Below are 12,024 nucleotides of genomic sequence, written 5' to 3' on the forward strand. Positions count from 1 at the left end.
TCAGCCGGTCCCGGTGAGATGGGCGTAGACGACAACGTTGCCGAGGTAGTGCTGATGCTTCTTGTCGAAGCCTCCGCCACAGGTGATGAGGCGCAGTTCCGGCCGCGGAGCAGCTCCGTAGACCTTCCGGTCGGGAAAGTCCTTCGCCGTGTACACCTCGATGGCGTCGATGGTGAAGACAGCGGTCACCCCGTCGGTCCTCACGACCCGGACGGTGTTGCCCTTCTTCAGCGAGCCCAGTCCGTAGAAGACGGCCGGGCCCTGCTGGTTGTCCACGTGGCCTGCGATGACGGCTGTGCCCTTCGCGCCGGGGCTGGTGCCGTCCTTGTACCAGCCGGCGAGGTTACGCACGTTGTCGGGCGGGGCCGCGAGGCTGCCGTTCGGCTCCAGGGCCAGCGGCGTCAGCGGGGCGTCGACCCGCAGCGCGGGAATGCGCACACGCTCGGGTACGGAGGGCGGCAGCGGCGCGGGCGCGGGCGCGGCCGACCCGTCACCGGCGTACGGGTGTCCGGGGGCGGAGAACCCCTGGGCGGCTCCGGGCTGCGGCGGCGGTTTCTGTATCAGCAGACCGTTGCTGATCAGCGCGACCGCGAGACAGACCGCCATGGTGACCAGCATCGCGACGGTGCCGCGGCGCAGGGTGCCGGTGGTCTCCGTCGGTGGCGGACGGACGCCGGCGGGGACGTTTGGGTCCACGGTTTGCCTGCCTGACGTACGGGCCGGAGCGCCGACGCCCCTGGTGCCCCGGGACAGCGCCCGGGGCACAGGGGGGCGCGGCTGCGTCCGGCGGGCGGACCCTGGTCAGGACTGGCGGTCGCCGCGGCGGCGCAGGAGCAGCGACCCGGCCGCGACAGCGGCGAGCAGGCCCGCGCCCAGCGCGACGTCCGTGCTGTTGACGCCCTGGCTGGTGCTGCCGCTGCCGGTGCGCATGGTGCCCGACGGCATTTTGGAGTCGGGGCAGATGCGGGCGGCGTCCGAGGCCAGCGCGTTGGCGTTCGACTGGAGCTTGTCGAGGTTGTCCTGCTCGGCCTTGCCCGGGTGACCGCCCTGGGCGGTCTGGTCCTTGTAGTCCTTGAGCGCGGCCTGGTAATCCGCCTCGGCCTTCTGGGCGTCCGAGGTGGCCTTCGAACAGGCCGCACTGGTCTGCGGAGCCTGCACCACGGCGGCGTGGGCCGAGGGAGCGGTCAGTACGACAGCCGCACCGAGAGCGGCCGTGCCCAGAAGCGCATGTATAGAACGCATGATCCAACCTTCCGCGCGTACGGATGCAGCACCTGTGCACCGCAGACGATCGAGTCCGTACGCACAGGACCGATCACAACGCAGCCACCACCAGCCGTCTCTCTGACCACCCATCAGGAGCATGGTCCTGCTTCCCCGCCTGGCAGGCCGTCAGCCGGATCCTCGCAGGTCACATTGGTACACAAAGCTCTCGAAGCGCTCCGGCGGCAGCCCGGCCGAACGGGTGATCACCGCGGTTGCGACACGCGGCGGGTCCGGGGCCCCGGAGGCGGTGCCCCGCCCGGCGGAGGCCGTCGCCTGCCGTTGGGGTGCATTGCGGGCGGCCGGGTGGCGTGGCGCGGGCGCGGGCCGGGCGGCGGTCCTAGGGTCGCCGCCTGCGGAGCACGGTGGCCGCACGTCCGTAGGCGTCGTACCCGTTCGTACACGCCCGTGGGTATCTGCACCCGTCCGTACACGTCCGCCCGGGCCGGCCCTCACGGCGTCCGGCCCGCCGTCCAGAACAGATTGGGAGCCGCACATGCCCCGGACCCCCGACAGTCCGCGCGGTCCTGCGGACGCCGGCCGCCGCTCGGTCCTGTTCGGCGCGGCGGCGCTCGCACTCACCGCGTCCGGCTGCTCAGGTACGGCGACCCGCGGCGCACAGCCCCCGGCGCCGGCGGCCTCCGCATCGCCGTCGGCTGCCACGCTGCCCCACACGACGGCCTGGCGGCCGAACGCGGCCGACGTGGACCCCGCGGTGAAGCTGCGCGCCGTGCAGCTGATCGAGGCGCTGGGCACCTGGCGGCCGGGCGGCGAGGGTGCGGCGAAGGCCCGGGCCAGGGTGACCGCGCTCGGGCTGCCCGCCCGGCTGGCCGACCAGGCGGGGCCGTTGCTGTCCGGCGCGGACGAGGCCGCCCTCCAGGTCATCGACGCGCAGTACGGCGGCATCCTCGCCGACTCCGCCAGTGTCCTGGTCGTATGCCGGCAGTGGACCCGCACCGGGGGCGGCAAGGTGACCGCCGGAGGTACGACGGTGGACGTACGGCTGAGCCAGGCGCGGCCACGCTGGTCGGTGACGGCGCTCCACCCGGCGGCTCCGGGGCGCGCCTCGTCGACGCTGTCCGCCACGGCCCGCAAAATCCTCGCCGACCGCCGCATCAGCCTGCCGCCGGCCTCCGCGGCCGACATCCGCAGCGGCGCCGTCCACCCGAGCGCGCTCAGCGCACTGCTCCGGCTCGCGGGCACCTACCGGATCGATGTGAGCGTCGTGCGGTCCGGGCATCCGCTGGACGTCTTCGGCACCGACCGGCCCAGCGATCACCCGCTCGGCCGCGCCTTCGACGTCTGGCGCATCAACGGGCACCCGGTGGTCGCCACGTCGACGCCCCGCTCCCTGATCGAGTCCTTCATGCGCGCCGCGGCGGCGGCAGGCTCGTACAACGTCGGCGGCCCGGTGCAGCTCGGGGGCGGAGCGACGACGAACCAGTTCTTCTCGGACGCCACCCACCACGACCACGTGCACGCCGGCTTCAACAGCTGACCGTCCCGCCTCACCGCGCATCCCCGAGCCCTCTCACCGGCCACCGGGCGCCCCCGTACGACGGACCGCGCCCGGTGCCGCGCGCTGCCCGGAGCCGGATGAGCCGGATCAGTGGTCCCACGTCGGGTCCCCGGAGTTCCCGGTGAGTGGGACGCGTCACATCGGCGGCCGTGTCGCGCCGTAACTTCCCCTCACCCCCCAAAGCTCCGCCCCGTTCTCCGCCCGTTCCCCGCGCCGTGGCACGGGAGCGACAGGACCACGGACCGCAGACCACAACGAAGCAGCGCCGTGCGGCGAGCTGCGCCCGCCACCAGGGTCCGGTCCCCCGCTGCGCGATTGTCCGAGTGTGAGGAGAAGCCAGTGGCCGACAGGTGGGACGCCGTCGCGACGGCGACCGCGATCGTGGACGGCGAGGTGAGCGACCGGGCCGTGGTCGAGGCCGCCATCGCCCGTATCGAGAAGCTGAACGGCGAACTCAACGCCGTCATCCACACCCGGTTCGACGAGGCGCTCGCCGAGGTGGACGCCGGGCTGCCCGACGGCCCGCTGCGCGGAGTGCCGGTCCTCGTCAAGGACCTCGGCATGGAGGTCACCGGACTGCCGGCCGCCGGCGGCAGCAGACTCTTCGCCGATGCCGTCGCCACCCGCGACAGCGAACTCGTCACGCGCTACCGCCGTGCCGGCATGGTCGTACTCGGCACCACCAACACCCCCGAATTCGGCCTCAACGCCAGTACCGAACCGGTGCTCCGAGGGCCCACCCGCAACCCGTGGGACCTCCGGCACTCGCCCGGCGGATCGAGCGGGGGGTCGGCCGCGGCCGTGAGCGCCGGGATGGTTCCGGTCGCCCACGCCAGCGACGGCGGCGGTTCGATCCGTATCCCGTCGGCGGCCTGCGGGCTGTTCGGCCTCAAACCCAGCCGCGGTCGGATCTCCCCCTCGCCCCGGCCCACCACGCTGTCCGGACTGGTCTCGTCCCATCACGCGGTGACCTCGACGGTGCGCGACAGCGCGCTCCTCCTCGACATCGCGGCCGGCCCGCTCCCCGGGGACGCCTACGCGGCGCCCACCGCGGCCGACTCCTTCTCCGCCCTCGCACGGCGCGATCCGGGACGCCTGCGGATCGGACTGATCACCGCCCTGCCCGGCGGCCCCGATGTGCACCCCGAGCCGGACCGGGCCGTGCGTGAGGCCGCGCGCCTGTGCGAGAGCCTCGGCCACAAGGTCACCGAGGCGACGGCGCCCTACCGGCCCGACGAGGTGGGCGCGGCCTCCGGCGTCCTGATGAACAGCGACCTGGTCGTACAGATCGACGCCCGTCTCGACCAGCTCGGGCGGCCACTCGCCGACGACGACCTCGAACCCCTCACCAGGGTGCTCTACGAGCACTACCGCTCGCTCGCCGCCGCCGACGTCAGCCGGGCACTGCGGCGCGTGCAGGAGATCGGCTGGCAGGTCGGCGAGGCGTTCACGGAGTACGACGTGCTGCTGAGCCCGACCCTCGCGCGGCCGACGGCACGGCTGGGCCTCCTCGACACCCGCCGGCCGGAGACGATCTACGAACACGCCGCGGTCTACTCCGCGTTCACCAGCGTCTACAACGTCACCGGCATGCCGGCGATGTCCGTCCCCTTCGGGCACGACGGCGACGGACTGCCGCTGGGCGTCCAGTTCGCCGCCGGTCTCGGTGGCGAGGGACTGCTGCTCGCGCTGGCCGCACAGCTGGAAGAGGCCGCGCCCTGGGCTTCCGGCGCCCCGGCAGGCAAGGGCGATTGACACATCCCAGCACCGCTCCCCCCGGTCGGCACTCCTCGGCAAAGGATCACGATGGCAGAGAACCTCACCCCGACCTCAACCACGGTCTCCAGAGGCAGGGCGATAGCCGTGCTCGTCCTGGTCATCCTTCTCTCGGAGGCAGGTACCTTCGAGATCACCATGGTCTACCCGGCGATGCCGGACATGGCTGCCGGCTTCAAGACGCTGCACATCGCCTGGGCCGCATCCGTCGTCAGTCTCACCGGTGCCACGGTCCTGCCGCTGGTGGGCAAGGCGGCGGACAACTGGGGCAAGAAGAGGGCCATCCTCTGCCTCGGCGCTGTCTTCGTCGTCGGCAGCGTCATCTGCGCGCTCGCGTCCTCGTTCGCGGTCCTGCTGGTGGGCCGCGCGATGCAGGGCTTTCTCGTCGGCATCGTCTCCCTCTCCTACAGCCTGGTGCGCGACGTCATGCCGCGTGAGTTCGTACCGATAGCCCTGGGGACCGTGGTGACGGGGATCGGCATGGCGGCGCTCGCCGGCCCCTTCCTCGCGGGCTGGCTCATCGACCAGTACGGGTTCCATGGCATCTTCTGGTTCCTCGCCCTCTACGGGGTCGTGCTGCTGCCGGTCTACGCGCTGGTGATCCCGGAGAGTCCGGTGCGGGCCAACCGTCCCGTGGACTACATCGGGACCCTTCTCCTCGGGCCGGGCACGGGTGTGCTGCTGCTCGGCATCACCCAGGGCAGCAGCTGGGGCTGGACGGCCGGTTCCACCCTGACGCTGCTGATCCTCGGTGTGGCCATGCTGGTCGGTTTCACGCTCTGGGAGCGCGTCTGCAGTGCGCCGCTGATCTCGCTCGACGTGCTGCTGGGCCGCAGGTTCGGCCCGACCGTCCTGGCCGTCGTGTGCGTGTCGTACATGATGAACGCGCACGCCCTGATCAGCCCCACCATGCTGAGGACACCGGTCGGCATCCCGGGCATCAGTTACGGCGCGGGGCTCTCGGCCACTGAACTGGCCGTCTGGACCTTCCCGTTGGGCATCGTCGCCATGATCCTGGGGCCGCTGGGCGGCTACCTGTCCACGCGGATCGGCGCCCGCAACGTCCTGGTCGCCTCCGGCGCGCTGTTCGTCCTGGTCATGTTCCTGGGCTCCCGGCTGTTCACCGTGCAGTGGGAGATAGGTCTGGTGAGCCTGGCCGGCGGCTGTGCCGTCGGCTTCCTGCACTCGTCGAACGCCAACCTGGTCCAGGACTCCCTGCCGGTCTCGCAGAGCGCCATGGGCAACTCGGTCGCCGGTATGACGGCGATGCTGTCCGCCGGCATCGCGACGGCGATCACCGGCGTGGTCATGTCCGACCACGTGCTGACGGTCGATCCCGCCACCCGGGCCGTGGTGTACGCGGACAGCGCGCTCACCCACGCCTACGGGTACGCGGCGCTGGTGGGCGTCATCGGAGTGGTGGTCGCCCTGGTCATGAAACACGGCCGTACCCCCTCGCAGGGCGGCCTCGACGAGCCGGACGACGATCTCATCCGGCCGCAGGACGACCTGCGGCTGTCCCCGACCGAGGCCGCCGGCTGAGTCCGGCGTTCCTGCGCCACCGAACGGGCCGCCCGGCCGCGGTCTCCCACCGCGGCCGGGCGGCCCGTTCCACTCGTAAGGCAGTCTCGTACGGCGATCTCGTACGGCGATCTCGTACGGCGATGGGGCGGCCGCCGGTCTCCGGCGAGCAGCCCAGGACCGGTCAGGCCGGCGCCGGTTCCGGACGCAGTACGCCGAAGTCTCCGGTCTGGATCGTCACGGTGAACCGGCGCTCGCACAACAGCCACTGGCCCTGCGTGCGCCGCCAGTGGTCGTCGTACTCACCGCAGCACTCGTAGAACCGGTCGGCCATCGGGCCGGCGCCCTGGTGGAGGACGCGCGCGTACGTCAGCGACCTGGCGCGGTCGCCGTCGACGGTCACCCGGTGGTTGCCGAGCAGGTGCTGGGAGGGGCCGCAGCCGCCCAGATGGCGTCTGACGACAGCGACGACGTTCTCCACGCCGGTCGCCCCGTAACCGGACGCCTCAGGGGTGAAGGTGGCGGCGGCTTCCTCCCAGTCCCGGGTGTCGAACGCCGCGGCGAGGCGGGCGAGCCGTTCGGTGATCAGCCGGCGGTCGTCGAGGGTGCCGGGGGTGTCGGTCATCGTCGCTCCTGTCGTTTCGGAGGCCCGTGCCCTGGGCGGAATGTGCACTGCGCAGGGTCGTAACTTCCTAACACAGGAGGGGAGTCCGGATCCCGTGCTCTCCCGCTGACCGGGAGACCGAGGGCGGCTTTCTGCCTGCGGCGGTGCGCACGCCTGCCCTGCCGAGGGTCGGTCCGCGCTACGGCCGGTGGGCATCGGCGGGCCTGCGGCCGCGCCAGATGTCCGTGAGCCGGGCAAGGATGACGACAGCGGCGAACAGGACACCCGCCCAGGAGATCCAGCTGCCGTGGGTGGTGAGCGCCCCGCCGGCGCCGGGGAGCGCGTGGTTCAGCACCCGCGCCTGCCAGAACAGCCAGGCCAGCGGCAGGGCTCCGGCGAGCGTGAGAGCCGTGTCGATCGCCGAGGTCACCGGGCTCCATCGCCGCAGCCGCGCCTCGACCGCCCGGAGTACGACGGCGAGCACGATCAGGGTCAGGAAGAAGGGGATCCATACGTCCCACAGCGCCGGGTCGATGACGGGCACCGCCGCACCCGAACCGTCGTGCACCGGGGAGACCCATCTCTGCACGAGGAGCAGCGCGATGACCAGCGCGGCCTTGCCGCCCACCCCGATCACATCGCGCCGCCCGGTCTCCCGGCGCGTCTGGACGGGCGCCAGTAGGTCCGGCGTCCATCCGGTGCGCACCCCACCCGTACCGGACTTGGCGGTGACGGCCCGGTCCACGGCCGCGAACAGGACGGTCACACACACGGCGAGCCAGAGCGCCACGGTCACGGTGTCCCCAAGTGGCCGGAACAGCGTCGCCCACACGCTCCCGCCACGGGCGCGGCAGACGATCGCGAGCACCGCATAGACCGCGGGCAGCACCGTGACGGCCAGCCCGCGCAGCGCGTGCCGGTAGCTCGGGTAGAAGTCGGGGCCGATGAGCGCGACGGGCCCGTGGGTGTAACGCGACGCGAGCCTGGCCGGGTTGCCCAGGTCGCTCAGTGCCGCGTACTCGGCCTCGTCCGGGGTCTGTCCGCGGTCGACGCGGGCGTCTATGTCGTCGCCGATCGAGGCGCGCAGCTCCCGCTCGATGTCGCTCCGCTGCTTCTCCGGTACGCCTCGCGCGACGGTCATGACATAGCGGTCGGTCAGGGTGGCGGTCACCGCTCTTCTCCTTCTGTGGTTTCCCGTTCCGTGGTTTCCGGGTCGAGACCTGCCAGGGCTGTGCCGATCGCCAGCCACTCGTGCTGGAGCGCCTTCGCCAGGAGGACGCCCTCGCCGGTGGTGCGGTAGATCTTGCGCGGCCTGGCCTGGCTCGTGTCCCACTCGCTCAGCAGCAGCCCCTGGCCCTCGAGCCGGCGCAGCAGCGGATACAGCGTGTTGGCCGCCACGGGCACCCCGGCGCGGTCCAGTACGTCCAGCAACCGGTAGCCGTACTCCGGTTCTCGCAGTGCGAGCAGGCTCGCGAGCACCACGGAGCCGCGGCGCAGCTCCTGCCGGTGCGTGTCGAGCAACTCAGATTCAGTCACGACCGACACGTTACTGTGTGGCACACACTATCGTCCAGCGACGATGATGGGTGAGAGAGGAGTCCTCCCGCGGGTCCGGTGAGGAGAGTGGGGGCGGAGCGGCGGGTGACACGCCAGGGGCCGGAAATCCACCTCCGACGAGCTGCCGTCACCCGGGCCGCCGACCGCGTAGGCTCGACGGATGGCGAAGTATTTTGACGTGCATCCGGACAATCCGCAGCGGCGCACCATCAGCACGGTGGCCGAGAGTCTCCGCTCCGGTGCGCTCGTCGCGTATCCGACGGACTCCTGTTACGCGCTGGGGTGCCAGCTGGGCAACCGCGACGGCATCAGCCGGATCCGCTCGATCCGGAACCTCGACGACCGCCACCACTTCACCCTGGTGTGCCAGGACTTCGCCCAGCTGGGGCAGTTCGTCCACATCGACAATGACGTGTTCCGGGCGATCAAGGCGGCGACCCCGGGCAGCTACACGTTCATCCTCCCGGCGACGAAGGAGGTGCCGCGTCAGCTGCTGCACCCGAAGAAGAAGACGGTCGGTGTCCGGATTCCCGATCATGTCGTCGCCCAGGCGCTGGTCACCGAGCTGGGTGAGCCGCTGCTCTCCAGCACGCTGCTGCTGCCCGACGAGGACGAGCCGATGACGCAGGGCTGGGAGATCAAGGAGCGGCTCGACCATGTGCTCGACGCCGTGGTCGACTCGGGCGACTGCGGGACCGCGCCGACCACGGTCATCGACTTCTCCGGCGGTGAGCCCGAGATCGTACGCCGCGGGGCGGGCGACACCTCGCGGTTCGAGTAGGACGGCGTGACCGGACCCGGGCAGCCACCGGGCCCGGACCGCCACCGCGCTCAACCAGCCACTGTGGTCACGCGGTTGGCGTGAGTGCGTCGGTCACCAGTGCGACGGCCCTGGCCACCAGCGGGTTGTCCGTCGGGCCCTGCGGGTCGTACTTGGTGGAGAGGACCGACAGCACCAGCGGCGGGCGTCCGGGGGGCCACACGACGCCGACGTCGTTGGCGACGCCGTACTGGTCGCCGCCGCCCGTCTTGTCCGCCAGGATCCAGTCGGCGGGCAGGCCGGCTTTGAAGCGTTCGCCGTCGGTGGTGTTCGCCGTCAGCCAGCCGGTCAGCTTCTCGCGGTGATACGGCGTCAGCACCCGGCCGACGACGAGACGGGCGACCGTGGTCCCGATGGCACCGGGGCTTGTGGTGTCGGTGGTCCGCCACGGCTCGGCCGAGTTCAGCTCCGGCTCCCAGCGGTCGAGCCTCGTCGTGGCGTCTCCCACCGAGCGGCAGAAGCGGGTGATCGCCGTGGGGCCGCCGAGCCTGCTGAGCAGAAGGTTCCCCGCGGCGTTGTCGCTCTCGCTCACGGCCGCGGCGCACAGCTGACCGACGGTCAGGCCGCCTGCGATGTTCTCCGGCTTCCCGGTGACCGGGGTGTAGCCGGACTTCTCGACGAGTTCCTGGGTGTAGTGGACGCGCCTGGCCAGATACTCGCCGTGCCGGTCGAGGTCGCGCAGGACCGCCCCCGCCGCGAGCACCTTGAACACCGAGCACATCGGGAAGCGTTCGCGGGCGCGGTACTGCACGGTCGCCCCCGTGGCCGTGTCACGGGCGAACACTCCGAGCCGCGCCGAGTACTCCTCCTCCAGCGCCCTCAGCTGCCGGGAGATGCCGCCGTCACCGGGCGGTGCGGCATAGGCACGGCCCGCGGTGGGGACCAGGGCGGCCAGGGCCGTGCCGGCGCCGATGGCCAGTACGGTCCGGCGGGACGGAACAGCTTCGGAGATCTGCACGATGGCCTCGTTCCTCGTCGCGTGGTCAGGGGTGTCCGGGCCGCGCAGGAGCGGTGGCGGGGCCCGGTTCCACCGGCACACAGTCAAGTCGGCGGCCCGGAGCCATGTCGAATACACTCTCGGGCTCAGGTCGATTCGGACTTGATATCTGCGCACGTCGGAGGGCATGTTGCTGACCGAACGGCATCTGGAGATCTTTGTCGCGCTGGCGGAGGAGGAGCATTTCGGCTCCGCCGCGCTGCGTGTGGGCATCACCCAGCCGCCGCTGTCCCAGGGGCTGCGCCGGCTGGAAACCCTGCTCGGTGTCCGGCTGTTCGACCGCGACCGGGGCGTCACGCTCACCGATGAGGGAGCCCTGCTGCTGCCGCACGCCCGCCGCGCCCTGACCGCGCTCACGGAGCTGCGGGAGGCCGGGGTGCGCGAGCGGGCCGACGGCCGCCGGCTCCGGCTGGGCCTTGCGCCCGAGGTGCCGGCGCGGGTCGCGGCGGCCGTGGCGGCCGCACCGGTCCGGGCCGGCGAGCGGAGCCGGATCGCCGTGACGACGGCGCCGACCGTCACGCTGCTCTCCGAGACCGCCGCTGGACGCCTCGACCTCGCGGTGATCCGGCATCCGGCCGTACTGCACGGCCTGGCGGCCGACCGTGTGGTGCTCTTCCCGACCTGGGCGCTCTCGCCCGCCGGCCCGCCCGCGGGAGCCCGTGCGAACACCCGGCGGCTGCCCGTCGCCGTGCGTCCGCGGGACGAAGCCCCGGCGGCGCACGATCTGTTCGTCGACACCCTGGCCAGCCGCGGGCGCCGGGTGGAGACCCTGGTGGTGTCCGACGAGCGCGCCGGGCTCGCACTGGTCGCCGCGGGACAGGCGGTGCTGGTGACCGCCGACGACACCCTGACAGCCGACGGCGTCGAGCGGGTCAGGACGACCGACCCGCCCCTCCCCCTGCGGCTGCGGGTGGTGTGGGACGCGCGGCGCCCGGACTGCGAAGCGACCGCGCGGACGGCGCAGTTGCTGGTCGAGGCGCTGTCCCTGCAGGCGGCGGCATGAACGGGGCGGGGCGGGGCGGCGTACAGCGCACCATCCGCGGCATGTTCGCCGACGCGGGTGTCCGCGGCTGGCTGCACGTGGCCGAGCTGCGGCGTCCGGCGGCGCACGTATCGGTCGATCCCGACGAGCCGGTCCCTGTCGGCTCGGTCTACAAGATGCCGCTGATGGTCGCTTTCTGCCGGCTGGCCGACGCCGGGGCTGTCGACCCACGCCTGCGGGTGACGCTCGAACCCTCGGACCGGATGCCGGGCCCGACCGGTATCTCCGTTCTCCGGGACGCGGTGTCCATGTCGCTTCGGGACCTGGTCGCCCTCATGATGACCATCTCCGACAACACCGCGGCCGACGCCGTGCTGCGGCGGATCGGAACGGCGGCGGTGGACGAGGTGTGCCGTGACCTCGGTATGCGGGACACCACCGTGCACGGCGGAGTGGCCACCACGTTCGCGCGGTTGGTGACGGAGACCGGGGCCGAATCGCTGAGCGCGGCGATGGAGCGCATCTCGGACAACGACACCACCGTGCCACCGGCCGTCTACGACCCCCTGTCCAAGGCATCGGCCACACCCGCGGACATGGCCCTGCTGCTGCGGGCGATCTGGACCGGCCGGGCGGCCTCCGCCGAGAGCTGCGCCTTCATGCGCGGCCTCATGGGAAAGCAGCCGTGGACGCACCGGCTCGCGTCCGGCTTCCCCTACGACGACGTGACGGTGTCGGGCAAGACCGGCACCTTCGGATCGATGCGCCACGAAGCCGGTGTGGTCGAACTCGCCGACGGCAGCGCGTACACCGCCGTGGTGTTCACCCAGGCTGCCCGCGCCGACAGCACCCTGCCGCGGGCCGACGCCGTGATCGGCGCGGCCGCCCGTGTCGCGGTGGAGGAACTGCGCGGCAACGAGGGCCTGTGACGGCCGGAGCGCCGAGGCAGCCGCCGTCCTGATGCGCGCCCAGGACAAGGCGCTCC

Annotated in this window: 12 protein-coding genes; 6 read left to right on the top strand and 6 right to left on the bottom strand. The window is 72.1% G+C overall.

The window, feature by feature from the left end; genetic code table 11:
* A complete protein-coding gene (locus OG510_RS02115) occupies positions 1-606 on the bottom strand; it encodes a class F sortase (protein WP_406142277.1) in 606 nt (201 codons plus the stop codon).
* 195 nt (positions 607-801) lie between these two features.
* Positions 802-1,242: a hypothetical protein gene (locus tag OG510_RS02120; protein WP_164259875.1), complete on the bottom strand. Its 441-nt coding sequence runs from the start codon at positions 1,240-1,242 to the stop codon at positions 802-804.
* 517 nt (positions 1,243-1,759) lie between these two features.
* On the opposite strand from OG510_RS02120, the gene OG510_RS02125 reads away from it, so the two are divergent.
* The 3 genes from OG510_RS02125 (at position 1,760) to OG510_RS02135 (ending at position 6,100) form a co-directional block, all read left to right on the top strand.
* Complete coding sequence (locus tag OG510_RS02125; protein WP_406134917.1) at positions 1,760-2,761, top strand: hypothetical protein; 1,002 nt, start codon at positions 1,760-1,762, stop codon at positions 2,759-2,761.
* 360 nt (positions 2,762-3,121) lie between these two features.
* Complete coding sequence (locus tag OG510_RS02130) at positions 3,122-4,537, top strand: amidase (protein ID WP_406134918.1); 1,416 nt, start codon at positions 3,122-3,124, stop codon at positions 4,535-4,537.
* Positions 4,538-4,588: 51 nt separating this feature from the next.
* Positions 4,589-6,100 (top strand): MFS transporter, encoded by a 1,512-nt coding sequence (locus OG510_RS02135; RefSeq protein ID WP_406134919.1) that lies wholly within the window; start codon positions 4,589-4,591, stop codon positions 6,098-6,100.
* 163 nt (positions 6,101-6,263) lie between these two features.
* On the opposite strand, the gene OG510_RS02140 is transcribed toward OG510_RS02135, so the two are convergent.
* From OG510_RS02140 to OG510_RS02150, 3 genes are all read right to left on the bottom strand, one after another.
* Positions 6,264-6,704: a nuclear transport factor 2 family protein gene (locus OG510_RS02140; protein ID WP_406134920.1), complete on the bottom strand. Its 441-nt coding sequence runs from the start codon at positions 6,702-6,704 to the stop codon at positions 6,264-6,266.
* A 178-nt stretch (positions 6,705-6,882) separates the two neighbouring features.
* A complete protein-coding gene (locus OG510_RS02145; protein WP_406134921.1) occupies positions 6,883-7,854 on the bottom strand; it encodes a permease prefix domain 1-containing protein in 972 nt (323 codons plus the stop codon).
* Positions 7,851-8,219 (bottom strand): PadR family transcriptional regulator, encoded by a 369-nt coding sequence (locus tag OG510_RS02150; protein ID WP_406134923.1) that lies wholly within the window; start codon positions 8,217-8,219, stop codon positions 7,851-7,853. The genes OG510_RS02145 and OG510_RS02150 overlap by 4 nt, the downstream gene beginning before the upstream one ends.
* Positions 8,220-8,400: 181 nt before the next feature.
* Between OG510_RS02150 and OG510_RS02155 the strand changes: the two genes are divergently transcribed.
* Positions 8,401-9,021, top strand: a complete 621-nt coding sequence (locus OG510_RS02155; protein ID WP_164267230.1) for an L-threonylcarbamoyladenylate synthase — start codon at positions 8,401-8,403, stop codon at positions 9,019-9,021.
* Between the two features lie 67 nt (positions 9,022-9,088).
* Here the strand turns inward: OG510_RS02155 and bla are convergent, their stop codons facing one another.
* Positions 9,089-10,018 (bottom strand): class A beta-lactamase, encoded by a 930-nt coding sequence (gene bla, locus OG510_RS02160; protein ID WP_406134924.1) that lies wholly within the window; start codon positions 10,016-10,018, stop codon positions 9,089-9,091.
* A 166-nt stretch (positions 10,019-10,184) separates the two neighbouring features.
* Here bla and OG510_RS02165 point away from each other — a divergent pair, with 166 nt between their 5' ends.
* Together OG510_RS02165 and OG510_RS02170 are read left to right on the top strand one after the other, a co-directional pair.
* The gene (locus tag OG510_RS02165; RefSeq protein ID WP_406134925.1) at positions 10,185-11,060 is read left to right on the top strand and encodes a LysR family transcriptional regulator; all 876 of its coding nucleotides are present in this window, start codon (positions 10,185-10,187) and stop codon (positions 11,058-11,060) included.
* Complete coding sequence (locus OG510_RS02170; RefSeq protein ID WP_406134926.1) at positions 11,057-11,968, top strand: serine hydrolase; 912 nt, start codon at positions 11,057-11,059, stop codon at positions 11,966-11,968. Before OG510_RS02165 ends, OG510_RS02170 begins: the two co-directional genes overlap by 4 nt.
* Positions 11,969-12,024 lie beyond the last annotated feature (56 nt).

The sequence above is a fragment of the Streptomyces sp. NBC_01089 genome, from assembly GCF_045162975.1.
Classification (GTDB): Bacteria; Actinomycetota; Actinomycetes; order Streptomycetales; family Streptomycetaceae; genus Streptomyces.

Bases quoted from the DNA above. Each gene is read 5' to 3' on its own strand.
- OG510_RS02125 (WP_406134917.1), top strand. From the start codon at position 1,760: ATGCCCCGGACCCCCGACAGTCCGCGCGGTCCTGCGGACGCCGGCCGC.
- OG510_RS02170 (WP_406134926.1), top strand. From the start codon at position 11,057: ATGAACGGGGCGGGGCGGGGCGGCGTACAGCGCACCATCCGCGGCATG.
- OG510_RS02140 (WP_406134920.1), bottom strand. From the start codon at position 6,704: ATGACCGACACCCCCGGCACCCTCGACGACCGCCGGCTGATCACCGAA.
- OG510_RS02115 (WP_406142277.1), bottom strand. From the start codon at position 606: ATGGCGGTCTGTCTCGCGGTCGCGCTGATCAGCAACGGTCTGCTGATA.
- OG510_RS02155 (WP_164267230.1), top strand. From the start codon at position 8,401: ATGGCGAAGTATTTTGACGTGCATCCGGACAATCCGCAGCGGCGCACC.
- OG510_RS02120 (WP_164259875.1), bottom strand. From the start codon at position 1,242: ATGCGTTCTATACATGCGCTTCTGGGCACGGCCGCTCTCGGTGCGGCT.
- OG510_RS02135 (WP_406134919.1), top strand. From the start codon at position 4,589: ATGGCAGAGAACCTCACCCCGACCTCAACCACGGTCTCCAGAGGCAGG.
- OG510_RS02165 (WP_406134925.1), top strand. From the start codon at position 10,185: ATGTTGCTGACCGAACGGCATCTGGAGATCTTTGTCGCGCTGGCGGAG.